Annotated in this window: 17 protein-coding genes and 1 pseudogene; 3 read left to right on the top strand and 15 right to left on the bottom strand. The window is 62.1% G+C overall.

The annotated features are described in order from the left end of the window. Nucleotides 1–2: 2 nt before the first annotated feature. The 7 genes from ACVMDN_RS07210 to ACVMDN_RS07180 all read right to left on the bottom strand — a co-directional run bounded on the left by ACVMDN_RS07210 (nucleotide 3) and on the right by ACVMDN_RS07180 (nucleotide 3,793). Nucleotides 3–515, bottom strand: a complete 513-nt coding sequence (locus ACVMDN_RS07210) for a S26 family signal peptidase (protein ID WP_456835406.1) — start codon at nucleotides 513–515, stop codon at nucleotides 3–5. Then, on the bottom strand, nucleotides 512–976 hold the full coding sequence (locus ACVMDN_RS07205; RefSeq protein ID WP_456835407.1) for a DUF2840 domain-containing protein: 465 nt from the start codon (nucleotides 974–976) through the stop codon (nucleotides 512–514). The genes ACVMDN_RS07210 and ACVMDN_RS07205 overlap by 4 nt, the downstream gene beginning before the upstream one ends. 289 nt (nucleotides 977–1,265) lie before the next feature. Next, nucleotides 1,266–2,147 carry a replication initiator protein A gene (locus ACVMDN_RS07200; protein WP_456835408.1) on the bottom strand — a complete coding sequence of 294 codons (882 nt, stop codon included), beginning with the start codon at nucleotides 2,145–2,147 and terminating at the stop codon, nucleotides 1,266–1,268. Between the two features lie 22 nt (nucleotides 2,148–2,169). Continuing rightward, nucleotides 2,170–2,451 carry a helix-turn-helix transcriptional regulator gene (locus ACVMDN_RS07195; RefSeq protein WP_128921270.1) on the bottom strand — a complete coding sequence of 94 codons (282 nt, stop codon included), beginning with the start codon at nucleotides 2,449–2,451 and terminating at the stop codon, nucleotides 2,170–2,172. 132 nt (nucleotides 2,452–2,583) lie between these two features. Next, nucleotides 2,584–3,093 (bottom strand): DUF2285 domain-containing protein, encoded by a 510-nt coding sequence (locus ACVMDN_RS07190; RefSeq protein WP_456835409.1) that lies wholly within the window; start codon nucleotides 3,091–3,093, stop codon nucleotides 2,584–2,586. Between the two features lie 67 nt (nucleotides 3,094–3,160). Further along, nucleotides 3,161–3,355, bottom strand: a complete 195-nt coding sequence (locus tag ACVMDN_RS07185; RefSeq protein WP_456835410.1) for a transcriptional regulator domain-containing protein — start codon at nucleotides 3,353–3,355, stop codon at nucleotides 3,161–3,163. A gap of 165 nt (nucleotides 3,356–3,520) precedes the next feature. Beyond that, entirely contained in the window at nucleotides 3,521–3,793 is a 273-nt protein-coding gene (locus ACVMDN_RS07180; protein ID WP_456835411.1) for a DUF2285 domain-containing protein, read from the bottom strand. Between the two features lie 163 nt (nucleotides 3,794–3,956). On the opposite strand from ACVMDN_RS07180, the gene ACVMDN_RS07175 reads away from it, so the two are divergent. Then, complete coding sequence (locus ACVMDN_RS07175; protein WP_456835412.1) at nucleotides 3,957–4,208, top strand: helix-turn-helix domain-containing protein; 252 nt, start codon at nucleotides 3,957–3,959, stop codon at nucleotides 4,206–4,208. Between the two features lie 132 nt (nucleotides 4,209–4,340). Here the strand turns inward: ACVMDN_RS07175 and ACVMDN_RS07170 are convergent, their stop codons facing one another. Both ACVMDN_RS07170 and ACVMDN_RS07165 read right to left on the bottom strand, forming a co-directional pair. Then, nucleotides 4,341–5,537 (bottom strand): XRE family transcriptional regulator, encoded by a 1,197-nt coding sequence (locus ACVMDN_RS07170; protein ID WP_456835413.1) that lies wholly within the window; start codon nucleotides 5,535–5,537, stop codon nucleotides 4,341–4,343. Nucleotides 5,538–5,579: 42 nt separating this feature from the next. Next, nucleotides 5,580–6,305 carry a hypothetical protein gene (locus ACVMDN_RS07165; RefSeq protein ID WP_183231793.1) on the bottom strand — a complete coding sequence of 242 codons (726 nt, stop codon included), beginning with the start codon at nucleotides 6,303–6,305 and terminating at the stop codon, nucleotides 5,580–5,582. 149 nt (nucleotides 6,306–6,454) lie between these two features. On the opposite strand from ACVMDN_RS07165, the gene ACVMDN_RS07160 reads away from it, so the two are divergent. Together ACVMDN_RS07160 and ACVMDN_RS07155 are read left to right on the top strand one after the other, a co-directional pair. Continuing rightward, nucleotides 6,455–7,528 (top strand): ComEC/Rec2 family competence protein, encoded by a 1,074-nt coding sequence (locus ACVMDN_RS07160; protein WP_456835414.1) that lies wholly within the window; start codon nucleotides 6,455–6,457, stop codon nucleotides 7,526–7,528. Between the two features lie 6 nt (nucleotides 7,529–7,534). Continuing rightward, the gene (locus tag ACVMDN_RS07155) at nucleotides 7,535–8,302 is read left to right on the top strand and encodes a hypothetical protein (protein ID WP_456835415.1); all 768 of its coding nucleotides are present in this window, start codon (nucleotides 7,535–7,537) and stop codon (nucleotides 8,300–8,302) included. 108 nt (nucleotides 8,303–8,410) lie between these two features. On the opposite strand, the gene ACVMDN_RS07150 is transcribed toward ACVMDN_RS07155, so the two are convergent. The 6 genes and pseudogenes from ACVMDN_RS07150 to ACVMDN_RS07125 all read right to left on the bottom strand — a co-directional run bounded on the left by ACVMDN_RS07150 (nucleotide 8,411) and on the right by ACVMDN_RS07125 (nucleotide 18,829). Beyond that, the gene (locus ACVMDN_RS07150) at nucleotides 8,411–8,731 is read right to left on the bottom strand and encodes a DUF736 domain-containing protein (RefSeq protein ID WP_006018714.1); all 321 of its coding nucleotides are present in this window, start codon (nucleotides 8,729–8,731) and stop codon (nucleotides 8,411–8,413) included. 578 nt (nucleotides 8,732–9,309) lie between these two features. Then, nucleotides 9,310–9,903 (bottom strand): hypothetical protein, encoded by a 594-nt coding sequence (locus ACVMDN_RS07145; protein WP_456835416.1) that lies wholly within the window; start codon nucleotides 9,901–9,903, stop codon nucleotides 9,310–9,312. Beyond that, nucleotides 9,900–10,823 carry a DUF2493 domain-containing protein gene (locus ACVMDN_RS07140; protein ID WP_456835417.1) on the bottom strand — a complete coding sequence of 308 codons (924 nt, stop codon included), beginning with the start codon at nucleotides 10,821–10,823 and terminating at the stop codon, nucleotides 9,900–9,902. The genes ACVMDN_RS07145 and ACVMDN_RS07140 overlap by 4 nt, the downstream gene beginning before the upstream one ends. Nucleotides 10,824–11,149: 326 nt before the next feature. Beyond that, nucleotides 11,150–12,211, bottom strand: a complete 1,062-nt coding sequence (locus ACVMDN_RS07135) for a DUF7146 domain-containing protein (protein ID WP_456835418.1) — start codon at nucleotides 12,209–12,211, stop codon at nucleotides 11,150–11,152. Next, a complete protein-coding gene (locus tag ACVMDN_RS07130; protein WP_456835419.1) occupies nucleotides 12,211–16,530 on the bottom strand; it encodes a strawberry notch-like NTP hydrolase domain-containing protein in 4,320 nt (1,439 codons plus the stop codon). Before ACVMDN_RS07130 ends, ACVMDN_RS07135 begins: the two co-directional genes overlap by 1 nt. Before the next feature lie 180 nt (nucleotides 16,531–16,710). Continuing rightward, nucleotides 16,711–18,829 (bottom strand): annotated as a pseudogene (locus ACVMDN_RS07125) (ParB/RepB/Spo0J family partition protein). Nucleotides 18,830–18,920 lie beyond the last annotated feature (91 nt).

The following is an 18,920-nucleotide window of genomic DNA, read 5'->3' as shown; positions in this document are numbered from 1 at the left end:
GATCACTCCTCCCACGTCCACACCGGCATCGCACGGCCGATCACGCTAGATGCCGGAAGAAATCCAAAATACCGGCCATCAAGAGAGTCGTCCGACTGCCAGTTCATCAGAAACAGCTCGCCGTCGCCGACGACGCGGCAGCCCTGCCATTTCGGCAGCGGCCTGCCTCGACTGTCGTGATCCTTCGCCTCGCCCACCGCGACGTCGTCGACCGAAATCGTGAGGCCGGTTCTGCAAACACTCTGCCCCGGAACGGCGAGCACGCGCTTCAGCATGGGGACGCCAATGGGCAAATAGCCGTTAAGGTCGAGAAAGGTCGCGAGCTGCTCCGGCGGCTGCACGGCGACCAATTCAGTGACTTGGAATTGGTCGGCCGGTCGGAGGCGGTAGAGACCGATCGGCACGCTCGCGGATGCGTTCCAGATGTAAAGCGGAAGCGGCTCCAGGACGATCGTAGCGACGAGCGCGGCAGCGAGCCCAATCGTCACGGCCAGCATCATTAGGCGGCACCTCATCGCATCACCCTTTGGCGATGAAGCCAAGCCTGATGGCGCGCTTTCGTATACGGGCGCGGGTTTTCGTTGACGGACAGGCGGTTATGAACGTGATGCCAATGATCAGGCGCAACATCAGCCGGATCGATGCCGAGCGCCTCGACGGCGTCGATCGTCTGCAGTACCCGTTCGACCTTCGGCCAACCGGAGAGCCGCAGTAAAATCTCTCCGCCGGGCTTCACATACGGCACGGTCGAGCAGCGCTGTCCCGGTGCGACCGCGCGCAAGATGTCGATGCGCGAAATGATCGTCCCAAAGTCGTTCGACGTCCAACGGACGAAGGCAAAGATGCTGCCCGGTGCAAATGACAGGACGCGCCGGTGACGATCAAGCTTCCGTTCGTTGACGATACGACCGAACCGAATGCGATTTTCGATACGCTTCTCGAGCCACAGCACTTCCACTTCCGTGAGATCGCTCATGCGGCGGCTCCCTGACGCTGGAGCTGGTAGCCGTGAGCTTGGGGCTCGGTGGAGAGTGTGTATGGCCTGCAAAGGCAGGCTGGACTGTCGGACGGCCGTTGCCGAGCGCCCCCAACTCGGCTTTCGGCCTGCTCCGTTAGAAGAAATCCGAAGGATTTCCTGTTAGTAAAGTTAGAGCGGCTGGAAAGCGCAGAGAAACAAGCTCTTAAGGTCGATTCCGGTCCCCGATAGCACGAGGGTCGGGTCCCCGATAGCACGAGGGTTGCGGTCCCCGATAGCACGAGTTGATTCACAGGTTGTCCTCCGAATTTGGAATGAGACCGCGGCGGCGCAATCGTGCCGCTAAGGGATCAACAGGCGCAGGTGCGAAGTTCAGTCGCTCGCTGCCGTTCCGGTCGCGCGTGAGCACGAGCTGATAGCCGGGCAATGTCTGGCGCTGGACGATCTGACGCACGTCGTAAGCAAAGTGCTTGAGCGGGGAGAGGATGCCGGACTTGGCATGGAGGTGCACAAGGTCAAAGCTCCAGCCGCCATCCTGGCGTCCACCGTGCTTGCGAACGAGGCGGTAAAGCCATCGCTCAAGCCCGCCCGTGAGCTCGAAATAGGCGCGATCAATCGTCAGCACGAGCGCGTCATCGATGACGCCCGCGTAGAACCAATCCGGCAGGATCAGCTCGAGCCCGAATGGGCGACCATTTGCATCGGCCGTCTCTTTCCATTCGTTGATCCAGGAGAAGCGGTACCGTCGCCGTTCTGTCGCTTGGCGGATCGACGTCAGCACAGTCGTTGACTGAAGTCTGTCAAGACCAGCCTTCAGGCGGTCATAGTCACGTGCGCTGGTGCCGCGGCCGACAAACGTCAAAATCTCGTAAGGCGTTGCGGCCATCAGACGCGACGTCTCGAGACCAGCGTCACGCGCTTCGACGATCTGGGAAGCAGCCCAGATCAGAACGTCTGCATCCCAGATGGTCGCCATGCCGTGCTCTGGCACGGCTTCGACACGAATTGCGATCGCGCCGGCGCGGAAATCGATCGGCACGATCCGCTTGGTCTTTGCGAGCGAGAAGAAAGGATATGCCATCAGATCCTGCGCGTCGCGGGGTGCAAGATCGCCGGGTAGCGCCCGAAATAGCTCAAGCTGGTCGCGCTCGGAATGGTGTATGCGCCGCATGGTTACTGCTCTCACGCGGCAATCAGCGACGTTCCTGGCCCGCATACGGGCGCAGCGCGGGATGCTTCTTGGCCGGCAGCACCGTTCCCTTGCCGGGATCGGACGTCGACGTTTTGGCGCCGCGGTCGGCCCACGCTTTCAGGTCATCGACGGCGTAGACGACACGTCCCCCGATCTTCCGATACGTCGGTCCAGTACCATAGGTGCGGTGCTTCTCGAGCGTGCGGCCGGACAGGCCAAGATAGCGCGCGGCCTCCGGTGTACGCAGGAAGCGCGGGGGAAGACCGGCCATCGGATCGGACATTTGAGAACTCCAGGAGGACAGCGCACTACGCTTGGCTAAGCCGGCGTGTGAGCGGTCATCATGGAGGAGCAGGATCTCGGAGGGGGATGCCGAATATGGAGGGGGCGATTTTCGGCACCCTTGGGAACTGTGCTACTCGCCCTTGCGCCCGGGCCGCAGGAGTTTGCGGTAACCACCGCGCATCAACGCGAGGCCTCCTTGTACCAAGCGGATTGTTCGATTGCGCAGATCATGCGTCTTCCAGGCACGATCGGGGATTCGCTTTCTGCCGAACAGCGCTTCGGCGATAACGCGATAACTGCCGCCCGCGCAATGCGCATCAAGCGCGCGGATCGCGGCGCTCAGGCGATCGCGTCGCTGTTTGGATAAGTGATGAAATGCAGGCCCTGGCGCGCGTCCATTGATCGCGCGCCACAGCCGGCGGGCTGCATACGCACGCGCGTCGAAATCACCGCCAAACGGCAGATCGGCCGCGTATGACGCGCCGAGCACTGGCGCGTCTTTGGACCAAATGCGGTGGTCCGCGGAACCGATGCGCAGCACGGCATGCCAGCCGTCGACGGCGCGGCGCACCTGGCCAGCTGTAAGGTCAAGCAGTGGCTGAGACGCCGACACGAGGTCGGCCGTCGAGGCAACCGTCACCGGAACGACCGCCGCTAGAACCTCCGGCGCCCAAAAGATCGTCTGCTCGTCGAAGGACCTCTGTGGGTCATGGGCGAAAGCAGATACCCCATTTCCTCCTGAATTCGTCAGTCACTTCGCCGTTCTGATTGTTGGCAATCATCACCTCGTACTCACGCCGATAGTCGGCGTTACGACGAAGACATTCCCAGGCGATGTCGGTGACTTCCGCGTCTTGTAGGCTCTTGTAGGAATCCGGCGACCGCCAGTCGAATTCAAGCATTGCTTCCGCCCCATTGCATGCCGCTAACAAGGATTGCGGTGCAATAGGTATGAACGAGGCGGTTGTAGGAAGCCCCTAGTTTGGCACCACGTGGTGCACCGGAATGACCACCGGTAAGCGAAAGAAAATAGTTCTGCCTGCAAGACGCCGGCGGGCAACTTTCTTCTACCTTGAGCCGGACCCGCGTAAGAGCCGTCCCTGCTCGGTCACCCATTTAGCGCGTGCAAGATGACTCTGATATGCGCGCCGCGCACGATCCAGCTCTCGCTCTGGGTCCATATGCAAGACTACTCGAGCAACTTCGCGCCAGTCCGCCCCCTCACCCTCTGCCTGCAGAAGACGAACGTACGTTAAGACATGCTGTTCGTCGTAAGCCGTCAGCGCCGGCTCGTTCGGCGCGTCATCTGCGACGTCAGGATCCAGTTGCGGTTTTGTCATAAGCATCCCAACAAACAGCGAATGATTCTAACCTCCCTGGTTGGCCGAGATTGTCCGCAGGTCTCATTTTAGCCTCATTGCAGACTAGCCGACCAGCAGGCATGGTCGAAATACATACTATAGGAGATAAACCTCATAGTATGTAAAGACGCAATTTGCGCTGATGGACATGCGCAAGTTGGTCGGTCGGAATTTCGCAAGATTGCGGAAGCAGAAGCGCTTCACGCAGGAGAAATTCGCCGAAGTGTCCGGATTCACCCAACAGTATATTAGCGACCTAGAGCGTGGCCGTCGCAATCCAACTGTCGTCACTCTATTTGAGCTCGCCAGCACGTTGGGCGTTAGTCATGTCGATCTAGTCCTCCCAGATGATGAGACACAAGACGAACGACCAAAACCAGGCAAACGGCGGTGATTGAGTTACAACCGCACACTATGTCGCTTCGGAACAGCTCGAAGGTGTTAGCGACGGGGTACAAAAGCAGTGTTGAGCATGGAAGCGCGGCATGGAGCTAGCGAGACTGTGTACTCATTGATCGGCTGAGATCTACTTCCGTGCAAAGGGGACGACGATGCCTTGCCCTCGCTCGAAGGGCGCTTCACGGTCAGCTGGCGCTTTAAGTTGAACAACTTCAGCCGCAGGCGCAGAAAACCAACCGGGAGGCAACGAAGCCAAATTTTCGATGTCGCCGGCGGACATCGTGAATTCGACCGCAAGCAAATCGGACTTCGTCCGAACGCCCGCATCCGCAATGAGATTCAAAGCATTTGCGAGAATGCGAGGCTCTGTAAGTGGCCAGGCACCATCAAGTGGCTCTTCTCGATTCCAGCCTTTGGCGGAATAGAGTTTGTACAGATCGACGTCATATCCTTCGGGAATAAGTTCGAGATCTTTGAGCCGTTTGATCTGCGCCTTGATGGAAACGCGCCATCGCTCCTTCAAGGTCTCCAGCACAGCGAGCGACGGCCGCTTTACTTCGCGTGGGTAAGTGGTCGACGGCAACAAGAAGGCACTTGCGAGACGGAAAGCCTGCACTTCGATCTGCTTGAGATCCTTGCGTAGCTCTTCGGGAGAGACGTGCCTGTGTAGAACGGCATGCGCTAGCTCGTGGGCCGCATCCATCTGGCGGCGCGGAAATGACATCTTGTCGGTCGCCAAGAGTATATGCGGCCGTCCCTCTGACGCAGACCAGGTGCAAACGCCATCAAGCTTGGCGGTGCCCATTTCAATCGAGCCGACGACAACCCCGATTCGTTCCAGCAAAGCGACCATATCCGTGCATGGTCCCTCGCCGATCTTCCAATGTCCGCGCAGATCAAGCGCGATACGTTCGATATCTTCGTCGCGCAGCTGCTTGTAGCTTGCGCCAGCGAGCACATCGGGAATATCGACCGCCGGGAAGTCGACATAGTGCTGCAGGATGGAACTGATTTCCAGCAACCATCGCAGCTGCGACTCCTGGTAATTGATGTCGCGAACCAGCGTCGAGGACAACGAGCGGTAGAAGAGAGCGTGGTCGTTCTCGTAGGTTGGACGAAGGAAAAATTCCCGGCGAACCTGGAGCGTCTCCGTTAACGCGGCCATGGCGTCGACGTCCGGCGCGCTTGTGCCGTCTTCCCAGCGCGTGACGCTGCTCGAATTAACGCCAAGACGTCGTGCCAACGCGGACATACTTGTTAGCCGCCGCGCTGCCCGAATTTCGGTCAGACGCGCCGGCACGAATCCGGGGGTCCCTACTCGCATTTATCCACCAATGTCGAACGTTGCCTTTGCCCTAAGGAGAAATCAGCCTTGGGCATCACCCTCCTCATTGTTGGCCGAGGGTGCCTCAGGCGGCACAAACGGTTTCACACCCTTCTTCAACGTAACCTTCGGTTGGTCAACCGTCGGCGGCGCAATGGGCGTCGGCGCCGGAGCATCGGGTTCCACATCGCCGTCACCCGCCAGGAACGAGTTTACGCTCTCATAGTAAAGGAATCCCTCGTAGCTGGACTCGATCACGCCGACCGCAATCTCTTCGATCTTGCCGGCGCGCTCACGGTCACGGGCAACCAACAGGGTGACAAAGATGTCGCCGATCTTCGGCCCCTTCCCGTCGAAATCCAGCCGCAGCGAGAGCTCGTAGTTGACCGTCACGCCCGCAAGGCGTGACTTGTTCTTCGCCGGCAGCATGCCGCTCTCCGGCATGCTGGCCAGCGCCAAGATGACTCCCTGCCCTTCATGCTCAAAGCGCATGAACGGCTGGTGCACCCGCAAATCCGTCTTCGGGATGACGCCGCCTTCGAGCAGATGACCGCCGTGTTCGGCGCAGACTTCCTCGAACCCCTGCTCGCAGATGCGGAAGCGGGCCTGCCCTTCGATGGCGCGAGCCCGCACTGGCGTCAGCCCTTCGAAGCCATCGCGGACGACCTCATGCGCGTGTAGCGCATCGGCTTTGATGCGATCCTCAAGATCAAGGATCAAAGAGCTCGGCAACACGCGGCGCAGCCGGAGGCGAAGAAGGGCGGTCATGCGACTCCTCGATTCGTGCACATAACACGATTTTGATCATAGAATTTTGCGTAAAGCAAGAAAAGACGACCGGTTAGACCCTATAAAGTTCCCCATCGCAGCGCGGCGGCTGGTCCAGCTGCCGGCCGTCCCTAGCCGCGGAGGTTCCTTTGCCGGATTTTTTTGAGATCGATTTTTTGGACGTCGAAGCCAAAGACAGCGGCGACGCCATCTGCCTGCGCTACGAGCTCGCCGACGAGACCTACATCCACGTGGTCGACGGCGGCTATCAGAAGACCGGCCAGTCCGTGGTCGACCACATCAACAAGTATTACGGCAACCCGTCCTTCATCGACAACGTCGTCTGCACCCACAATGACGGCGACCATGCCGGCGGGCTGCAGTCCGTGCTCGAGAGCTTCGATGTCGGCGCTCTTTGGATGCTGCGGCCGTGGATGTACGCCCAGGAATTGCTGCCGCGCTTTCCAACCTACACCGATGTCGATCGTCTCCGCAGCCGCCTCCGTTCTGCTTACAGCAATCTCGCCACGCTCGAGGATATTGCGACGAGGCGCGGCATCCCGATCTATGAGCCGTTCCAAGGCGCTCTCATCGGCGCCTTTCATGTTATGGCGCCGACGCCGGCTCGCTTCAAGGACCTAGTCGTCGAGTCGAACAAGACGCCTGAAGGCGCCGAGGGTGGCCTGCTCGCGAAGGCTACCAGCTTCATCGCCGATGCTGCACGCCAGGCGACGGCGCTGGTGCGTGCCGCTTGGGGCGACGAATATTTTCCGGGCTCAGACACCAGCGCCGAGAACGAGATGAGTGTGGTTCAGTATGCGCTGCTCAATGGCGAGCGCATCATGCTCACGGGGGATACCGGGCGCGCCGGTCTAAGGGAGGTGATCGACTATGCGCCTTATATCGGGCTTGCCCTGCCCGGCATCGATCGCTTTCAGGTGCCGCATCATGGCGGTCGGCACAATGTAACCACACAGCTTCTTGATGAGCTTCTGGGACCACGTCTGCCCGCCAGTGGTCAGCCGAGCACATTCACTGCGATCATCAGTTCCGCTGCCGCTGACCCGGATCATCCACGGAAGTCGGTTGTCCGAGCGATGATCCATCGCGGTGGAAAGGTGCTTACTACAGAAGGCCAGGGAAAGCGGACGCACAAGGGAGCGCCGAACCGGGGCTGGTCGGCGGCCATTCCCGTAGCTTATCCGGAAGACCAAGAGGCCTGAGCCGACATGGAGGACTTCAAAAACCTTTTCGACAGCTACAGCCGACAGGCGCGGCTGTTTCCCGCGCTCTTGACGATCTTCGCGCCGTTGTCGACGGCGCTCGCCTGGTTTCCCGAGCTCCTGACATCCCATATCGGCTCGACATTGCTGACGATCGCGACATCATGCGGCCTGTTGTACTGGCTGAGCTCAATCGCGCGTAGCCGGGGGAAGCAGGTCGAGCAGCGCGTGCTGCAGGAATGGGGTGGTTGGCCGACCACCTATCTGCTGCGTCACGCGAGCCGGCTCGATCCCCACACGAGGGATCGGTATCACCGTTACCTCGGGCATCACGCTCCCAATCTTGTGCTGCCTTCTCCGACCGCTGAGCGCTCGAATCCAGAGGCGGCTGATGCAGCCTACGCTTCCGCGATCAAATGGTTGAAAGAGCATGTCCGCGGAAAGGCAGCGCTGGTGGACAAGGAAAACGCTCAATACGGCTTCCGGCGCAATATGCGAGGAATGAAGGCTTTTGGCCTTCTCGGCGCCGTCATCGCCTTGTTTGCCTCACTGGCGGCTATCGGGCTTCAGATCGAGCCCTGGCCTGACACTCTTGGCGACGTTCGGCCCTTTGTGATGCAGCTCCGTGAGGCGGCTAATCCGGCGATCTTGGGCTCGGTTATCTTTGACCTTCTGGCTAGCCTCGCCTGGGCCTTCGCCGTCACCGACGCCTGGGTCAAGGCCGGCGCCGAGCAGTACGCTGAGGCTTTGTTGGCGACCATGGATCGATCCTAAGCGTAAATCCCGCGCGCCGTTCTTGACATGGAAACCGTGCTCTTTGGACCGGAGCCAATTTGTGAGAAGCCCCGCCCGGCGGACCGGACGGGGCTTGATGGGGCGCTCTTACTCGCCGGTCTTGCGCGGCCGCGACCAGAGCAGGGTGTAGCCTTCACCGCCTTCGTCGTCGAACAAGTTCGCGTAGATCGGCGCGTTGAACGAGGGGTCGTCGAGCTTGAGTGAGAGGTAATCGCGGCCTTCCTCGGAACGCTTCGACCAGGCGGCCCCGATTTCGGCGCGGCCCACGTAGATGCGGTGGCTGGGAGCGTTGTCGTTGGACCGGTTGGTCTCGGCGACGATGCGGACGCCCTTGGCCTTCAGGCTCAGGGTCACGATCTCGCCCTGGAACTCGTTGCCGACCTTCTTGAAAGAACCGATGTTAGCCATGTCACTTCTCCTGTTGTGTTTCGAGCCCGCGACCACCGCGGCCTCGATGGCGATCTGGAGGCCGAAGACGATCGGCGACGCACCCGCTCGGGCCGGAGCGCAGCGGAGGACGTCGTTGTGGCGACTTTCTTGTCTCGCGAGGAATGGGCGAAGCCCAGGGGAAGAAAGTCGCATCAACGGCGTTGCGGCTCAGACGATCGAGGCGAAGCCGGTCTTCGGCCAGATCTAGCCATCAACGAGGCCACGTGCGTCCGCGTGCTGAACCACAATCTTGCGGAGAAGCGTGGCTATCTCGGTTTGATGAACAAGAGGTCGGAACCATTCAGCGCAGAAAGAGAAACAATCTCCTGCAAAGGGCGGCATCGTCTCCCAAGAATCGATCGAGGTAAGATCGCTCTGCCGCGGCTTCGTGGGCCAGACCGAATGTCGGCAGCTTGATCGAGGAGTTCCGAGCAGGACGGCCTCTCCGCGCGCAGGTTTCGATCATCCCCCCGGTCACCGCGCCGATCTACGCGTACCTGTTCGACGCTGAAGGCGGGAAACGATCATCTTTCGAGGCTTGCAGTCGTAAGAACCGGTTAGGACGAGTTCTCCACCACCCCACCCGACTCTAACGGGCGGGTCTCCACCAAAGCAATCAAGCGCATCCATGACGTTACGCCAATGCAAACCGCGCCGAGGCACGCGAAGACCTCACGCCAAGCCAGCGAAGGCACCCCGATCTGGGACAGGGCGAACGCCACATGATAGCCGGCGACGGCGGCGGGAGCAGCGAATGCTGTGGCGATCGCGACGCGCAAGGCGGAGGACCGAGTAGCAGCAAAGGCGACCTGGCCGAGGACGAGCGTCAGCGCACCGCCGGCCGTTGCGATTAGCAGCGCGCCAAGGAGGCCGGCGCCGCTCTGAAACGCAGTCATCCCGATACTCAGTGCGACGTAAAACGGCAGGGCATACACGGCGAGTGCAAAGATCGCCCAGCAGAACAAGCCGATGCCGAGCGTGTTGAGAACAAGCCCAAGAGCGAGCATGGTGGTGGCTCCATGTGCATAGATGTACCAGTTGCGCCTTCCACCACCACCACGGCGCAACTCTGGATATGAAGCCGAAACGAGGCGGAGTTGCGGCGTGAGCAATTTCACCTCGAAGACTCCAGTCGAGAAGACGGCGCTCACGCGCCGCCGAACTTCCAGACGGGGATACCGAGCCGCTTCGCCTTGTCGGCGAGGTTGTCCTGGATGCCCGTGCCCGGGAAGTGCATGACGCCGATCGGCAGGAGTTCGAGCATGGCATCGTTGCGCTTGAACGGTGCTGCCTTGGCGTGCTTCGTCCAGTCAGGCTTGAAGGCGATCTGAGCGACCTTGCGGGTGATCGCCCATTTCGAGGCGATCAGTTCAGCACCCTTCGGGGAGCCGCCATGGAGCAGGACCATGTCGGGATGCTTGGCGTGAACCTTGTCAAGGCGATCCCAGATGAGGTGGTGGTCATTGAAGTCGAGCCCACCGGTGAGCGCGATTTTTGGCCCTGAGGGCAGCATGACCTCGGTCTCGGCGCGGCGCTTGGCTGCGATGAAGTCGCGGGAGTCGATCATCGCTGCGGTCAGGGTACGGTGGTTCACCAGCGATCCCGATCGGGGGCGCCAGAATGAGCCGGTGTGTGTCTCAAAGCGGTCGATGGCCTGGTCGCGGAAGAGCTCCAGGCAGTTGCGGCGCTCGATCAGTGTGATGCCTTCAGCCGTCAGGCGCTCGAGTTCGACCGATCGAACTTCGGAGCCGTTCTGCTCGCGCTGGCTCTTCTGCTGCGCCTGTTCGTTGTCGTCGATCTGGCGTTCGATGCGGTCGACGGCACGATGGAACAGGTTGACGGTCGACCAGAGCAGATCATTGAGGTCCGGCTCAAGCCGTGTGTCGCTCAGTGTCGCAACCAGGGCGTCAAAGATATCGGCCGTGGCGCCGGCGATCATCTTGCCCTCGGGAAGCGGCCGTGGGTCAGGCTGGTCCTCGAAGGGGCGGTACCCGAAGAGTTGCAATTCGGTGAGAGCATGGTCGGTTGGAGATGCGGCGTGCGGCGGTTCGATGTCGTCATGGTCGGTCATGAGAGAGGTCCTTGCCGGATCGACCGCGACCATCGCGGCCTTCGTGGCGATCACTCAGACGGCAGGCGGAACGGGCCAGAACCCGAAAGGGCCGAAGCGGCAGCGGAGGATGGCGGAGGCCGGCTATTTTGCTTCGCGATGCAAAGCGCGCCCGCCAGATGGCTAATCTGCCTTCGCGTCGCCGGCGCGCGGCGGAAAATAGCCGGTCGCAGCCATTGCCGGCCCGAGCCGCTTGCCGTCCGATCGCCCCCTAGAAGGCCGTGGTCGCGTCTCTCCCGGCATTGGCGTCGGCGCGATCGATCTCGACGCCGATTGAAGCGCGCCGGCTATTCCGCGGCTACCGCCGGAGAATGGAGGAAGCGCGCGACGTCCTCCGGTACGAGTTGAAGCCACAAGCAAGCTCGGAGAGCATCGATCCCGAAGATGTGCAGATCTTCGTTGAAGTCGCACAGTCGAGGCGACAGCGGGATCGCTTCAATGCCGACGGCTTCCGCGCGCTGGGTGAGAATCGCTTGTACGGCATCTCCGGCAGCATCGTTATCGCGGGCGATATAGAGCCGACGCAGGCCAGATGGCAGCATCATCGCTGCGAGATGGTTAGCCGAAAGCGCGGCGATCACGGGCAGGGCCGGCAGTGCGTAACGCAGCGACAGCATGGTCTCGATGCCCTCGCCGGCAGCGAGCACATCATCGACCACGCCGAAACGAACAGCATTGCCGAGCAAGTCGCCCATGGCGCGTCGTGGCGTGTCGATCGGAGCCTTGCCGAGCCGCACACGATCAAAGCCGTCTGGATCGAGCCAGGTGCGGTGTACGCCGGTGATCCGTCGATCGAGGTCGGTGACGGAAGCTATCATCGCCGGCCAAGTTTCTGTCGGCGAATGCTCGTCCGGCCGATAGTAGCAACGCGGGTGGAAGCGCAGGCTGCCACCATGGTGGATGCGGGTTATCCCGCGGCGCTGCAAGTACGTCTCGGCTACCGTCCCTGCAATCGATCTGGACATCGCGAAGAGCCGACGAGCCGCCTGTTGTGATCCGGTCGGCGCTCGCGAACGAACGGGTTTCGGGGCCGATGGCTGCCCTGAACGAGGCAGCTTCAGAAACCGTCTCGCCTCCTCGGCGACCTCGCGAAAGTCTCGCAAGGTCAGACTTTCGCGGATGATGTCGAGGAGATCGCCATGCTCCCCGGTCGCAGCATCAGTCCACTTGCCGGCTGGGCCCTTCGACGATTCCTGGAGTCGCACATATAACGATCGACCCGGGGTGTTGTGGACGTCGCCGACCAGCCAGTACCGCCCTGCCCGCCTGCCATTGGAGAGATAGTGTCGGCACACCGCCTCAGCCTCGCGCGAGAGGCGGCGTGCCAGTTCGGAAGCATCGCGGGACATCAGGCGGCCTCCCGCTCGCCGATGCGCGCTACCGGATACGTGTCGAGCACCCTGGACAGGACCTCCACGCCGCTCGCGTCCGTGGGCACGAACATGCGCAGCTTCCAGGAGATGATCTCCCCAAAGAGACCGTAAGCCCGCAGGCGATCGCGCATCGTGTCGTTGAAGCCTGACAGTTCGATGCGGTAGGCCCCCATCACCCGGACGCGGCGAAGTTGGAGTTCCTCCACGAGTTCGAGGACGGTCCGTCCCTCCATCAGCGCGGCAAAGGCAGCGGCCGGTGCCAGCGAAGGCGCGTCCGTCGCAAGGACGCTTGCGACCCACGCGGCCGAAACCTTGCGGCCGATGATGCGTTCGCCCGCATCGGTCTGGAGACGATAGACGCGGGTCGATTCGTTCGGCAACTGCTTCCAGATGGGTAGCAGCAATCCCGCAACGACGTGGATCGTGCTTTCCGTGAACTCGGGCACCTCGGCAAGCTCCGCTAGCCAAGCCGCGGCGAAGCGTTCGCGGCCCGCTTCCACCCAGTGGCTCTCCGCCATCATGTTCAAGGAGACCGTGTGCTGCTCCATCGGCCGGACTAGCCGGACGCGCCGCTCGATCTCGCCGTCGTCAAGCATGACGCTCGCCGTCGGGACCTGCACGGCGGCTCGTCCCGAGCGCTCATTGACCAGCAGGACAGCATGACGATCGGAAAGACGAGCAAGAGCGTCATCCAAACTCACAGGATGATTGCGCTGACGCTGGCTGATCGTGAGCAGCCGGGTCTCGGCGCCATTGCCGGGATGGACGTAGATCGTCCGCCGGTCGGCGACGACAAAGCTTTCAGCACGGAGCGTTTCCAACCCGATGTCATAGGTGCCGGACGCAACCGCACCCTCGATCCGAGCGGTCAAGAGCTGCTCGAAGGCGGTGAACAGGACATTCTGTAGGTCGATAGTGAGCGCGAGCAACCTGTTAAGGAAGGTCGTAATCGGCGGCAGGTCATCCCTGAGTCCATTAGCGTCGGTCAGCTTCAGGCCGGTCGATTCCTCGAACCCTTCAAGCGAGCAACCGTCGAGCTTGCCTCGCGCAAGCAGCGTGTAGAGCTGACGCAAGGCGTCACGCCCGTACTGGCTTTCGAGGTTATCCTCGGGCCGGAACAGGCCCTGCCCTCCCGTCTGGCGCTGGCCGCGCGTAATGGCTCCCAGGGTGTCGAGCCGGCGGGCAATCGTGCTGAGAAAACGCTTTTCGGCCTTCACGTCGGTCGCAATCGGACGAAACAACGGTGGCTGCGCCTGGTTGGTCCGGTTGGTGCGGCCGAGGCCCTGAATCGCGGCGTCGGCCTTCCAACCGGGCTCGAGCAGGTAGTGGACCCGCAAGCGGCGATTCCGGGCTGAGAGCTCGGCATGGTAGCTCCGCCCCGTGCCACCCGCATCGGAGAATACCAGGATGTGCTTGACGTCATCCATGAAGGCCGAGGTCTCGGCGAGGTTGGCCGAGCCGGCTCGGTTTTCAACCACCAAGCGATCGCCCTTCCGAACGATGCGGCGCGATCGACCAGTCACCTCGGCGACAAAGTCCGCGCCGAAGCGCTGCACGATCTGATCGAGCGCGCCGGGTACCGGCGGCAGCGAGGCGAGCTTCTCGATGAGGTGGTCGCGTCGTGCGACGGCTTCCCGACTCTCGACCGGCTGGCCGTCGCGATAGACAGGCCGGGAGGAGAGATTGCCCTCCGAGTCGGTGAAGGGTTCGTAGAGCTGGACCGGAAAGGAATGAGCGAGATAGTCGAGGACATACTCGCGCGGGGTGATGTCGACCTGGACGTCGCCCCATTCCTCCGTTGGGATTTCGGCGAGCCGGCGCTCCATCAGCGCTTCGCCCGTCGACACGATCTGGATGACTGCGGCGTGTCCAGCCTCAAGATCGTTCTCGATCGATCGGATCAGCGACGGCGTCTTCATCGAGGTCAGGAGGTGCCCGAAGAAGCGCTGCTTGGCGCCCTCGAAGGCGGAGCGTGCCGCAGACTTGGCTTGCCCGTTCAGCGTTCCCGTTGCGCCGGTGATGTTGGCGGCTCGCATCGCCGCATCGAGGTTATTATGGATGACGCTGAACGCACCGGCATAGGAATCGTAGATGCGAACCTGCTCCGGCGTCAGCTGGTGGTCAACGAGATCGTACTCGACGCCCTCGTACGAGAGCGAGCGGGCTGCGTAGAGACCGAGCGCCTTGAGGTCGCGCGCCAGCACCTCCATGGCCGCGACGCCGCCCTCCTCGATCGCTTCGACGAACTCGGCACGGGTGGCGAACGGGAAGTCAGCGCCGCCCCAAAGACCGAGGCGTTGGGCATAGGCAAGATTGTGGACCGTGGTCGCGCCGGTCGCCGACACATAAACGACGCGAGCATTCGGCAAGGCGTGCTGGAGCCTCAACCCCGCGCGCCCCTGGTGGGAGGCCGCCTGGTCACCGCGCTCGCCCTTGCCCCCGACCGCATTCTGCATGGCGTGGCTCTCGTCGAAGATGATCACTCCGTCGAAGTCCGAGCCCAACCATTCGACGATCTGCCTGACACGCGAAAGCTTTTCGCCCCGCTCATCGGTCCGTAGCGTGGCATAGGTGGTAAATAGGATGCCTTCTGAAAGCCGTATCGGTGTGCCCTGGCGAAACCGAGACAACGGCGTAACCAGCAGTCGCTCCATCCCGAGCGCGGACCAGTCGCGCTGCGCATCCTCGATCAGCTTGTCGGACTTGCTGATCCAGACGGCCCGCCGGCGGCCCTTGAGCCAGTTGTCGAGCAGGATTCCGGCGACCTGCCGTCCCTTGCCCGCACCCGTGCCATCACCCAAAAACCAACCGCGGCGAAAGCGGACGGCATTCTCTGCGTCGTCGCGCGCGGCGGCGACAACATCAAAGGTCGCATCGACCGTCCAGGAGCCCGCGAGAAACTCGGAATGCGCCTCACCGGCATAGACGATGCTCTCGAGCTGGGCATCCGATAGAACTCCGTCTGCCATAACATTGACCGGCAGGTGCGGACGATAGGATGGCTTCGGTGGCGCAACGGAAGCCATCGCCGCGGATTGCACGAGTTTGGTTGGGTGTGCGCACGATCCGGGAATACGGATCGACTGCAATCCGTACTCCTCGTAAAGCGCATCGGTGAGCCGGGTGCCTTCCGGCGACGACCACTCGACCGTCTCGTACGCAAGTTCGACACCCTCTGGTGCTGCGCTTATCGAAGAGGACGAAGAACGTGGTGCAACGGCGCCGACCGATCGTGACATCGCTGGCCGCCCGATAGCAGCCATCTCCGATGGTGGGACGACGGGCAGCCTTGGAGACACATGCTGGTTCACCCAGCCAAGTAAGGTAGCGACATCGGTCGCCATTCCTGGCGATGCGGGAAAAACCGTCGGATCGGTAGCGGGCAGCTTGTCGATCACAAGCAGCCGTGTGTCGATTTGTGTTCCGTGCTTCGCGTAGACGGCGCCACCGATCCCCGCAGAAAACACCACCTGCCCGCGTTCCTGGAGCCGCACAAAGGCATCTCGCCATGCCGGGTTATCCGGTGCGAAGCTTGCGCCAGTGATGGCGACGAGGCGCCCACCGTCGCAAAGACGGGCGAGCGCTGAAGTGATGTGCCGGAGGGCCGCATCCGCCATCCGTCGATCGACATTCGCCAGTGCCGAGAACGGCGGGTTCATCAGGACGACGCTCGGTGCGACACCATCGTCAAGGTGGTCATCGATCTGCGCGGCATCGAACCGCGTGACCTTAACGCCCGTGAATAGATGATCGAGCAGACCCGCGCGGGCTTCGGCCAACTCGTTCAACACCAAGGCGCCGCCGGCGAGTTCGGCAAAGACGGCGAGCAGGCCGGTCCCCGCGGAAGGCTCCAGAACGCGGTCGACCGGCGTAATGCCGGCTGCAGTGCATGCGGCAAGCCCAAGCGGGATCGGCGTCGAGAACTGCTGAAGCGCCTGACTATCTTCGGAACGTCGCGTGTGGGTCGGGAGAAGACCGGTCACTCGCGCGAGCATCGGCAGCATGGCGGCCGTCGCGCCAGCCCTGGCCCGCATGGCCGGTCCGAACTTGCGAAGAAACAGAACGGTTGCCGCCTCGCAGACGTCATAGGCGGTCTTCCAGTTCCAGGCGCCGGCCGTGTCCGAGGCGCTGAAGGCAGACTCCACAGCGCTACGCAGAACAGCGGCATCGATGCGACGGCCGCGTTCGAGCTCGGTCAGGACCTGTCGCGCGGCCCTAACAGCGGCAGAGGTGAGATTTGCAGCGGCACGCATGGAGAGCGGCGTGGCGACACCGCCGGCAAGAGATTCGGTCATGGCAGGGTTCTTTCGGAGAGCAGGAATGGGTCGAACCACCAGGCGCTCTCCTCTGACCCCGACGGCTCAAACCCTCCCGGCCCGGCTCTCCCTCTCAGCCCTCGCCCATAAGAATGGGGACCGGCGCTGTACACCGGTCCCCAAGCAACTGCGGGACGGCCCTAGCCCGCTCGATGATGTTCACTCAGCCGCGTCGAGCTGTTGCGGATCATCGTCGCCGGCGTTCTCCGGATCCTCCTCGTCGGCGAGGAATTCGGGCAGTGAGCCCGCTTCGCCCTCCTGCTCCACTGGCGCCACATCGGGATCGACGAGACGCAGCGGCTCCGGCAACCAAACCCGAGCCATCCAGAAGACGCTCGGCCTCCTTGGCCATGTCGGCCTTCTTTAGATGGTCGATCAGTTGTGCTGCCGACTCGCCCTTGGCTTCCCGCACCGCTTCGAGAATACGGGGCTTGGTGACCCGACCGAGATAGTTGTCGATGGTCGGTCGCCAGCCAGCCTGCACCATGTCAAGCCCGACCGCGCGCGCCAGCACATCAGCTTGGTCAAGACGCGTGCGGACACCGTGAGCGGAGACACGGCCCTGATTGTAGCGGTTGGCCGGTTCATAGATGGCGTTGACCGCGAATGACGCGCAGTGGGCGAACAGCGATGCCTGTGCACCACCATCGAGAGCCGTCAGCGCATCCCAGAGATCGTTCTCGCTCTTCGGCAACCGTGCCTTCCAGGCCTCATGCCGCGCCTCGACAGCCTTGGCGGAGACGCTTTCCCTCAGCCCCGGAGCTTGAGCGGGAAAGTTCGGCGTGCGAAGGCCGATCTCAAGACAGCTCCCGAACGAGGCGAACCGGTAAAAGGCCGTCAGCACGAAGTTATGCAGCACCGCCTGGAACGCGACCGCCGGATTTTCGGCCAGCGCATCCCGCAACGCCAGCGTGCGATGTGCGGTCAGCTCGATGATCAGTCGATCCGGCAGAAGCCTGGCCGCGTCCTCATCATCTTCTTCGGCATCAGGAGCACTACCCGCGAGCGCGATCACCGTGCGCTGGACGGAAGGGCCCTCTTCTTGACCTTCGGTCGACGACGGATCGACGCCCCGCCCGACATCAGTATCAGTTGCCGGCACCTCATCCTCTGGCCGGACGTAACCCCGGTCAACCGAGAGGCGTCCTTCGGAATCGATGCTGATGAAGACACCGGCTCGGGCGATCTCCGTCGGTTCGTAAAGCATCGGCCGATCTTCGAATGCCACCAGTGCCACCTCGATTTCGCCGAGACGCTGATCGACCTCGTCGGGCAATTCATCGGCATCCTGGTAATCGGATTCAAGCTTGGCCTGCTCGGCGTTGAGAGCATCGATGGTGGCCTGCTCCTCAGGCGAGAGATCGACAGGTTTGCCTTCGATTTCTCGTAGGCCTTGAGTGTGACCGTAGGGGAACTCTACGGCGACCGAGATCCACTTCCAGCCTTCGGCCGCAATCGTCTCAGCTTCGGCTTTGAGCTTTTCGGTTACGAGGCCGTCGAGCAACACGACGTCCTGAAGCCAGCCGCCGTCGTCGTGCTCGAACAGATCCCGCAGAACGCCGCCACCTGCGTGCTGATAGGCATCGAGGCCCACAAATTGGGCCCGCCGATCGGACCCGCGCACGGTGTTCTCGGTCAGCATGCGGCGGATCTGGTATGGCTCGTCGTAACCGGAACGGCTGACGTTCTCCCAGACTTGCTCCTGGCGGGCGTGATCGGCCGTGACCGAGAACGCCATGAGCTGCTCGAGCGTCATGCCGTTTTCAGCATAGACCTCATGCAACTTCGGCGACACCGACGCCAGCCGCAGCCGCTGTTTGACGATCGCCGGGTTCACGAAGTGCCGGGCGGCGATGTCTTCCTCGGTCATGCCGAGATCGCGGAGTGTCTGGAAGGCCCGAAACTGATCGAGCGGATGTAGGCCGACCCGCTCATCGTTCTCCGCCACCGAATCGTCCGCGGCAATGCCCCCTTCACGCACAACGCACGGCACCGCCTGCGTCTTTGACATGCGCTTTTGTTTCACGAGGAGCTCGAGAGCACGATAGCGCCTGCCGCCCGCCGGCACCTCGAACATGCCGGTTTCGGCGCCGTCTCCATCGACGACGGCCCGAACACTCAGACTTTGCAGAAGCGTACGCTGCGCGATGCTCTCGGCTAGCTGCTCGATCGAGACACCGGCCTTGACGCGGCGAACGTTCGACTGGCTGAGCACGAGCTTGTTGAAGGGAATGTCCCGGGAAGGCGATAGTGTGATCTTTTGTACGGCTTTCGTCATTTTGGCTCTCCACGACGGGCGGCCGGAAGACTCTCTCTCGGCTTCCAACCCGTCGCGAACAGCGTCCCCTCCTCTCACTCTCGGGCGGCCA

Source organism: Bradyrhizobium sp. USDA 4510, from assembly GCF_054059095.1.
This window is presented reverse-complemented; position numbering and strand designations above follow the sequence as displayed.

What these genes read in the sequence shown, in the direction of transcription:
- ACVMDN_RS07210 (WP_456835406.1), bottom strand. Translation starts at nt 515, where the DNA reads ATGAGGTGCCGCCTAATGATGCTGGCCGTGACGATTGGGCTCGCTGCC.
- ACVMDN_RS07205 (WP_456835407.1), bottom strand. Translation starts at nt 976, where the DNA reads ATGAGCGATCTCACGGAAGTGGAAGTGCTGTGGCTCGAGAAGCGTATC.
- ACVMDN_RS07200 (WP_456835408.1), bottom strand. Translation starts at nt 2,147, where the DNA reads ATGCGGCGCATACACCATTCCGAGCGCGACCAGCTTGAGCTATTTCGG.
- ACVMDN_RS07195 (WP_128921270.1), bottom strand. Translation starts at nt 2,451, where the DNA reads ATGTCCGATCCGATGGCCGGTCTTCCCCCGCGCTTCCTGCGTACACCG.
- ACVMDN_RS07185 (WP_456835410.1), bottom strand. Translation starts at nt 3,355, where the DNA reads ATGCTTGAATTCGACTGGCGGTCGCCGGATTCCTACAAGAGCCTACAA.
- ACVMDN_RS07180 (WP_456835411.1), bottom strand. Translation starts at nt 3,793, where the DNA reads ATGACAAAACCGCAACTGGATCCTGACGTCGCAGATGACGCGCCGAAC.
- ACVMDN_RS07175 (WP_456835412.1), top strand. Translation starts at nt 3,957, where the DNA reads ATGGACATGCGCAAGTTGGTCGGTCGGAATTTCGCAAGATTGCGGAAG.
- ACVMDN_RS07170 (WP_456835413.1), bottom strand. Translation starts at nt 5,537, where the DNA reads ATGCGAGTAGGGACCCCCGGATTCGTGCCGGCGCGTCTGACCGAAATT.
- ACVMDN_RS07165 (WP_183231793.1), bottom strand. Translation starts at nt 6,305, where the DNA reads ATGACCGCCCTTCTTCGCCTCCGGCTGCGCCGCGTGTTGCCGAGCTCT.
- ACVMDN_RS07155 (WP_456835415.1), top strand. Translation starts at nt 7,535, where the DNA reads ATGGAGGACTTCAAAAACCTTTTCGACAGCTACAGCCGACAGGCGCGG.
- ACVMDN_RS07150 (WP_006018714.1), bottom strand. Translation starts at nt 8,731, where the DNA reads ATGGCTAACATCGGTTCTTTCAAGAAGGTCGGCAACGAGTTCCAGGGC.
- ACVMDN_RS07140 (WP_456835417.1), bottom strand. Translation starts at nt 10,823, where the DNA reads ATGACCGACCATGACGACATCGAACCGCCGCACGCCGCATCTCCAACC.
- ACVMDN_RS07135 (WP_456835418.1), bottom strand. Translation starts at nt 12,211, where the DNA reads ATGTCCCGCGATGCTTCCGAACTGGCACGCCGCCTCTCGCGCGAGGCT.
- ACVMDN_RS07130 (WP_456835419.1), bottom strand. Translation starts at nt 16,530, where the DNA reads ATGACCGAATCTCTTGCCGGCGGTGTCGCCACGCCGCTCTCCATGCGT.